Origin of the sequence: Streptomyces spiralis (assembly GCF_014654675.1) — a bacterium.
GTDB lineage: Bacteria > Actinomycetota > Actinomycetes > Streptomycetales > Streptomycetaceae > Streptomyces > Streptomyces spiralis.
This window is the reverse complement of record NZ_BNBC01000037.1, coordinates 89753-96524: the sequence shown is the minus strand read 5'-3', so window position 1 is coordinate 96524 and position 6772 is coordinate 89753. Positions and strand designations below refer to the sequence as shown.

Here is a 6772-nt window from a genome sequence, read left to right as displayed (position 1 = left end):
GGACTCCGAGCACCTGCTGGAGACCACCGGCAAGGAGCTGCGCAAGCTCATGAGCTGGGTGAACGAGGAGGCGTAAGTCGTCGCACCGAAGCGGCGGTTCAGGACGGCGAACCAGTCGGGGCCAGTGTCGATCGCGCCGGGAGCCGCTGATCACCCTCGGGGTGATCACCGGCTCCCGGGCGGCGCACAGGGCAGTAGTGGGGTCGGTGCTCAACCGGACTCTGCGGGCGGGGCCGCTTGGATCCCTACGAGCAAGCCCGTGGACTGGCCGACCTCGATGAGATAGCCGTCGGGGTCGCGAAAGTAGCAGCGCAGCTCGGATCCACGGTCAACAGGCTCGGTGAGGAAGTCGGCCCCATGCGCGACGGCATGCGTATAGAAGGCGGCGATGTCGGCCACTCGCACATTGAGGAAACTGGAAACACGCTCACCACTCTGTGGTGCCTCCAGTATGACTCCTGGTTTGTCGGGGGTGGGACCGCCGCCGGGGTTCATGATGATCCAGGTGTTGGCGGCCTTGACGATCGCCGGATTCTCCTCCATCACGATGTCGCCGCCGAAGACGTCGGCGTAGAAGCGCCGGGACACCGCGACATTGCTCACAGTCAGGAAATGCGTCAGGAGGAGACCCTGCTGTGGTGCGGGGAGATCGCCGTGAACTGTCATCGTCCGTCATCCCTTCATGGACCGATGTTACTGAAGGATTTGACCGAACAGGCACCCGATCCGTGACACCGGTGGTGTGACGACGGTCTGAGGAACCGCCCCATGCACACGGAACGAGTGTCCGCTGCGCCGGCCTCCGCAGGCCGGCGCAGCGGCGCCCCAATACTGGCCAGGTCACCTCGCGGGCGTGTGGAAGCCTCAGTGGCGGACGATCTGCGGGGCGATGTCCTCGGTGAAAGCCTCGCCGTCGGAGCGGGTGCCCTTCCTGTCCTTGCCGGGGTCGAGGCCGCAGAATGCGGCCTCCGGAGTGCCGGCGAGCACGGTGTTGATGCGCGTCCGATCGGTTTCGGGTGAATTAACGCCCTGCCGACCACACTCGATCCCGCGACGACGGAGCGACCAACCAGAGCATCTGCGCGGATCCGGGCCCTTCGAGACGGACCCTCCCGCCCGACCTCCAGGGAGAACGCCATGGCGGAACCGCCATCCTCCACGTCCCCGATCACCGCGTCCCGGGCCGGAGGGTTCCCTCGGTGGTACCGCTCCCTGCCGCGCGAGCACCGACCCGTCTTCTGGGCGGGGTTCGCCGGGGGGGCCTGGACTCCTTCGACTTCAACACCTTGCCGCTGGCCCTGGGCTCCCTCACCGCGGCGTTCGCGCTGAGTTCCGCCCAGGCGGGCTGGATCATGACGGTGACGCTGCTGGCCTCGGCGGTAGGTGGGGCTCTGGCGGGTCTGCTGTCGGACCGGATGGGGCGGGTACGGGTCCTGATGCTCACCGTCGCGACCTTCGCGGTGTTCACCGCCCTGTCCGGGCTGGCCCAGACCTACGGCCAGATGCTGCTGTTCAAGGGACTCCAAGGACTCGGTTTCGGCGGCGAGTTCGCCGCTGGCGCGGTCCTGGTCGCCGAGGTTTCCCCCGCTAAGCACCGCGGCCGGATCCTGGGATTCGTCCACAGCTCCTGGGCGATCGGCTGGGGCTTGGCCGTCCTCGGATACACCGTCGTGTTCAGTCACGCCGGACCCGACGCCTGCCGCTACCTTTTCCTCCTCGGCATCCTGCCCGCCTTCGCGCTGCTCTTCGTCGGACGCAATGTCAAGGATTCCGACGCCTCGACGGAGAACCGCCGCCGGGCCGCGACCGAGACGGCCGGTCCGGCCTGGGGCGGCCTTGTCGTACTGTTCTGCCGCGACCTGCGACGCACCACACTGCTGGCCGTGCTGGTCGGAATCGGAGTACAGGGCGGGTACTTCGCCGTCTTCACCTGGCTACCGTCCTATCTGCACACGGAACGCGGCCTGACGGTCGTGGGCACCGGCGGTTATCTCTCGGCGGTGATCGCCGGCTGCTTCCTCGGCTACGTCTGCGCCGGGTATCTGCACGACTGGGTCGGCCGCCGGGCGACGTTCGTCCTCTTCGCGGTCAGCCGCCTTCAGACCGAGCACCGATGAGAGCGCTCCGACCATGGAGGGGCCATGGGCGTCGGAGCCCTCGGGTACGTCCTGGTGATCGTCGGAGTACTGGGACTCCCGGAGACCCGGGGGCGGCAGATTGCCCAGTGCTCGGCCGTAGTGGGCACTGCGTCGTCCTGGACCTCTCGCCGGGAACCACACGGTGTACGGCACTACACTCACCGCGCCCCGTCAGACCTGCGAAGTGAAGAAGGCCGTGTTCATGGTGAATGGAGCAAGGGCGATCGGCACGCCACACGATGACCGGACGCAAGCCCTAAAGGATGCCCAGGACCCCGGCTTGATGGCGTCGGTTTTCGCAAATTTCCGTCAGTACCTCATGGGGTGGGACGCGGAGAGCCGTCCGGGACCCGTTGTCGATCAGTTCCGCAGCGGGCTTGCCACGCCGCAGTTCAACGGTGTGGTGCGCGTGCGGTCCGCGTCCGAGCTCGAGTCGGCAGTGGCAGCCGTCCGCAGGGACCTGGCAGGTCTTCCCTGGTGGTGGTGGGTCGGACCCGACAGCGCCGAGGACACCGCCGATGCCCTGCAGCGCCACGGCGGACGGCAGCTCGCCGTCCTTCCGGTAATGGTGAGGTCGCTCGGCCAACCGGCCGACCCGGCCGAGACACTCGATCCGGCCGGTTCAGCCGGTACAAGCGCCGGCCTGCGGATGGAGACGGTGCGGGACGGGGAACGGCTGGCGGAGCTGGTCCGGACGTACCGGACGTCGATGGGTATCGCGCCCGGCCTGGAGGCGGAGATGGTGCGCATCGAGTCGCGACGCGAGGACAACGCGGACATCATCCGGCTGGCCGCGGTACTGGACGGCCGGGTGGTCGGGTCGACGGTGGTGATCACGGCCCACGGGGTGGCCGGGATCTTCCTCGTGCACGTGGCCGAAGCGCATCGCCGACGGGGCATCGGCGCAGCGTTGACGGTCGCCGCGCTCCGGGCGGGGCAGGAAAGTGGGATGCGCTCCGCCGCGCTCGTGGCGAGCCCGGCGGGGGAACCGCTGTACCGGCGTTTCGGCTTCACGACGCTGTCCGAGTACCGCCTGTTCGCCTTCCCTGTCTGAACCGCCGTCCGTAGTGGTGACGGGGCAGACGCGTCCGTGTCACAGATCCACTGGGTGCATGGTCAAGGTGAGAGAACGCTGTCAACACAACGCTGGCCGACGGTGTGAACCCATCGAACCGTGTCGAGGACTCCAGTGAACGCCGTACGTCACTCCAGGCTCTGGGCCGTTCGCAGACGTCCCGATCCCCTATCGGCCGCCGCGTGGGCGGGCTGTGCCGCCCTGACCTTGATCGCCGTTGGAACCTCGCTCCCGCACGACGCCGACGACACGGGTGACGACCGTGTCGGCGCCGGGCGCACCTGCCGTTCCGCCCTCCCCGCGGACCAGGAGTTGTCCTGCGGTACTTACGGCTTCGGTGACCTGCGTTACGTGTGCCCGACGCCCGACGCGCCACGGCGCTGTCCGACGACCACTCAGGTGCAGGTACGCAACACCGGGCCGTCCACCGTGTACGTCACCGTGATCCACGGGCCGCGTCAGGGCGAGCGCCGACAGGGCCCGGAACGGGAGATCACCCCTGGTCACACGGCCGTCCTACGCCCTGGGCAGGGAGACATGCTGTTCGACCTCACCCTGCGTGGCGCCGGCCCCGTCAAGTCCCTGACGGTCGTCTCCGTGCGCTGACGCCCGTCCGCATTCATCAGCCCAGCGCCGGCCGGACGCCCTGGACGTCCGGCTCGGACACGGCAGACGAAACGGCCGAGACGCTACCGCGGAGCGATCGAGTGTCTCGGCCGTGAGCGGGTCCATGCAGGAACGGTTCATCGGGCGTCGTCGGTCAGGAGAACAAGTCGGTGCAGCGGGCGGGGCGAAGTGAGCGTTCGTGTCGGTGTGGACGTCACCCTCGAGGGCGGCGAACATTCCGGCCGTGGGCCGGTGACCACGGCGCGATGGTCGCCGCAGGACAGGATGATCCGTGTAGGCGAGTTGGTCAGGTGGACGACGTCGGCCCGGGCGACGGCCTGCTCGAGCCCCTGACCGCTGCCCGGTTCCGCCGATGACTGCGATCTCCGTGCGGTTCACGGCAGTGGCGGAGGTTACACCGCGCCCGGCGGCTGGTGATCGCGATGCAGCGGGGCAAGTAGCTGGAGTGCCAGGCGGGCGACCAGGGGCTTCGAGTGCCCCCGGTCCGGTCCCCGCTTTTTTTCGCATGTCATGCCCGCCGGTGGTACGCCGTCGGTATCGACGTCACCACGGACACCGACGGCCGCTCCGGCTGACGCGCCAGCAGGCGCGAAGTCCCGATGGCCGTCGAACGCGCGAGGCGACCTGTACACGTGTCAGTGCTGCGACAGCGCCCGGAACGATGCCCAGCGGTTGCGGTCGTGCAGGGTGAAGTCCGCCCGGACGGCCACGCCGGACTGCATCAGCTTCTGGTGCACCACCGGGTGGCGGCCGAGGTAGGAGACGACGATGGCTATGTATCCCTCGGGCAGGCCGGTCACGGCGTACTCGCCCTGCGCGTTCGTCGTGGTCCGCACCAGCTGCCGGCCGCGGGTGTCCATGACGGTCACGGCGGCATGACGGATGGGTTGCTGCTCGTCGTCACGGACGGTGCCCTCCAGCATGGGCAGCGGCTGGCCGAAGTGGTGGTGATGGTGAACCGGGAGCGCGGTCGGCGCGGGAGCCTCCACGGACGGATCCTCGACCGGAGGCTCCGGAATGTCCTCCTGGGCCTCCTCCGCGTTCTCCCCGGCGGCCTCGCGCTGGTGCCGCCACGCGTCGAGCCCCAACAGGGCGACACCCGCGGTGATCCACGCACAAAGCACAAGGACTGGTCTGAGCACGCCTGCTTCGTCGAAGTACAGCAGCCCCTTGAGGGCGTCCACGGCGTTGCCCAGCGGCATCACGGTATGCAGGTCCTGGAAGAACGTCGGCAGCAGCGGGACGGGAGCCACGCCACTGGTGGGGACGCTCAGCACGATGAACAGACCCATGCCCACGAGGGGGAAGAACTGCCGTGTGAACGGCGCGATGCCGGCGGAGAACGTGGCAACCGCCATGGTGAGCAGGAAGCCGACCGCCAGCGCCGCGGGCTCGTGGGGGAAGTAGTTCAGCCAAGTGCCGACGAGATAGCCCACCACGCTGAAGAACGCGGCGACGCCCGCGATCGTGATCAGTTTCTTGCGGCGGTTGAAGGTCACCGCCCGCAGCAGGGTGGTTGCGAGTATGTAGCCGGGAACGCTCCAGGCGACACCCAGGTAGACCAGGGTGGTGCCGTTCCTGTCCTTGCTCACGGTGGGTGCCACGTCCGTGATGCTGAGCTTCTGGTGGTTGTGCGCCGCCAGCTCGGTGAAGCCCTGGGTCAGGGCCTGTTCCAGCGATGTCCCGTTGGCCTGAGCCACGTACAGAACAGGGTGTCCGCCCTCGGTGGCGTAGCCCGCCACGGCGTCCCGATGGAGCACTGCCCGTCGGGCCTGCCCCGCGTCCGCCACGGCGGTGACGTCGAACCCACCGGGATGCGTCCTCTGCAGGGCCGTGTCGACCTTTCGTTCCGTTTCGAGGTGTGCGACCACGATCTTCAGGTGACGCGGCTGGGGAGCGTGGAAGGCCGAGGTGAAGCAGAACAGAAGACCGAGGAAAAGTACCGTCGGGAACATCAGGGTTTCGGCCAGAGCCCTGATCCAGGGTGTGTCTTCGGTGCGCTCCTTGCGGTGCTTCACAGGACCGCCCCCCGGACGCCGCGAACCGGTACGCGGCCGAGTCTCGGCAGGTGGACGACTGGGTCACGTCCCGCGGCTTCACGACTCGAAACCGCTTCCCGTAGTGCAGCCCGCTCCATGAGATTCCTTCGCCCTTCGCACTCGCCTCGCTGACGCGAACACCTGGTTAATGTACCGATCGGAACATCAACCCCCTGGGGACTCTATGCGTACCGATCGGTACAGTCAAAGCCATGCCTCGCCCCGTCAATGTCGAAAAACGCGCCGAGCTGCTGCAGCAGGTGGTGGCGCACCTTCAAGATCACGGGCTCGCCCAAATGTCGCTGAGCCCGCTCGCAGAATCCATCGGCACCACCAAACGGATGCTTCTGTACTACTTCGGCAGTCGCGAGAACTTGCTGGCCCAGGCACTGATCGCCAACCGACCCGATGCCCATGCGATGTTCGACAACGTCCACGACACGGCCGGCCTGCGCCGGGCCGCCCGCACGCTGTGGGAGGCGATGACCGCCGGGGAACAGGCAGGACCGATCCGCGTGCTGTTGCAGTTGCTGAGCCTGGCCGCCACCGACCCGCAGCAGTACGGGGCGTTGGCCGCCGACACCGTCGAGGTCATGGTCGGCCCGATCGCCGCCGCCTACGTCCGCCTGGGTCACCCGCCGGAGCAGGCACGGGCCGCGGCCACGCTGCTCGTTTCCGCCCTGCGCGGGTTGTGCCAGGACCGCCTGGTGACCCATGACGTCGCCCGTACCGACGCGGCAGCCGAGCGCCTCATCGACGGAGCCACCGCGGCGCCCGGCTGACCCTGCGCGGCCGCCTCCCGCTGCCTGTCAGAGCCGCGATTTTTCGAAACACGTCCTTGCCGTGACAAGCAGCGAACCACAGCGACCTGGTCGGACCCCCACGGCCCGCCG

The 6772-nt window shown here is 68.2% G+C and carries 7 protein-coding genes; 4 read left to right on the top strand and 3 right to left on the bottom strand.

Annotated elements, in window-relative coordinates:
• Positions 1-210: 210 nt before the first annotated feature.
• Positions 211-666: a VOC family protein gene (locus IE318_RS31245; RefSeq protein ID WP_189905724.1), complete on the bottom strand. Its 456-nt coding sequence runs from the start codon at positions 664-666 to the stop codon at positions 211-213.
• 198 nt (positions 667-864) lie between these two features.
• Complete coding sequence (locus tag IE318_RS46185; protein WP_268256759.1) at positions 865-987, bottom strand: hypothetical protein; 123 nt, start codon at positions 985-987, stop codon at positions 865-867.
• A gap of 212 nt (positions 988-1199) precedes the next feature.
• Between IE318_RS46185 and IE318_RS31235 the strand changes: the two genes are divergently transcribed.
• From IE318_RS31235 to IE318_RS31225, 3 genes are all read left to right on the top strand, one after another.
• Entirely contained in the window at positions 1200-2117 is a 918-nt protein-coding gene (locus IE318_RS31235) for an MFS transporter (RefSeq protein WP_229903848.1), read from the top strand.
• A 205-nt stretch (positions 2118-2322) separates the two neighbouring features.
• A complete protein-coding gene (locus IE318_RS31230; RefSeq protein ID WP_229903847.1) occupies positions 2323-3192 on the top strand; it encodes a GNAT family N-acetyltransferase in 870 nt (289 codons plus the stop codon).
• A 228-nt stretch (positions 3193-3420) separates the two neighbouring features.
• Entirely contained in the window at positions 3421-3819 is a 399-nt protein-coding gene (locus IE318_RS31225) for a hypothetical protein (protein ID WP_189905720.1), read from the top strand.
• 656 nt (positions 3820-4475) lie between these two features.
• On the opposite strand, the gene IE318_RS31220 is transcribed toward IE318_RS31225, so the two are convergent.
• Positions 4476-5858 (bottom strand): carboxypeptidase regulatory-like domain-containing protein, encoded by a 1383-nt coding sequence (locus IE318_RS31220; RefSeq protein ID WP_189905718.1) that lies wholly within the window; start codon positions 5856-5858, stop codon positions 4476-4478.
• Between the two features lie 233 nt (positions 5859-6091).
• On the opposite strand from IE318_RS31220, the gene IE318_RS31215 reads away from it, so the two are divergent.
• A complete protein-coding gene (locus IE318_RS31215) occupies positions 6092-6661 on the top strand; it encodes a TetR/AcrR family transcriptional regulator (protein ID WP_189905716.1) in 570 nt (189 codons plus the stop codon).
• The last annotated feature ends 111 nt before the right edge of the window (positions 6662-6772 follow it).

Bases quoted from the DNA above. Each gene is read 5' to 3' on its own strand.
- IE318_RS31245 (WP_189905724.1), bottom strand. From the start codon at position 666: ATGACAGTTCACGGCGATCTCCCCGCACCACAGCAGGGTCTCCTCCTG.
- IE318_RS31215 (WP_189905716.1), top strand. From the start codon at position 6,092: ATGCCTCGCCCCGTCAATGTCGAAAAACGCGCCGAGCTGCTGCAGCAG.